The 278-nt window shown below is 56.5% G+C and carries 1 protein-coding gene; it reads right to left on the minus strand.

From position 1 onward, the window contains the following. On the minus strand, positions 1-278 hold a 278-nt coding region (locus tag GTP77_RS31490; protein WP_161075767.1), incomplete at both ends, for a DesA/ISL3 alpha bundle tail domain-containing protein.

The following is a 278-nucleotide window of genomic DNA, read 5'->3' on the forward strand; positions in this document are numbered from 1 at the left end:
TATGCATAGGCCAGCGCACGCGGGCCAGTATGCCTCTCCAGTAGGTCTTCAAGCGCCTTGCGAAGCGGCTCAGTGACTCAATCTCACTCTCAGCAGCCATGCGCAGCCAAGTTTTCCAGCGGCAGCGCCATTGCCAAGCCCCGCTGGGTTGCCATAGTTCCTTCAAACTAGCCTTCATGATGTATGTGGTCATCAAGGCTTTGTTCGCTGCCAGTAGTTCTTCAAGCTTGGGCCGTTGCTCTTCCGGGACGTTTTCTGGATTGCGCAGCAGCAGCCAG

Origin of the sequence: Pseudoduganella aquatica, from assembly GCF_009857595.1 — a bacterium.
Taxonomy (GTDB): Bacteria; Pseudomonadota; Gammaproteobacteria; order Burkholderiales; family Burkholderiaceae_D; genus Rugamonas; species Rugamonas aquatica_A.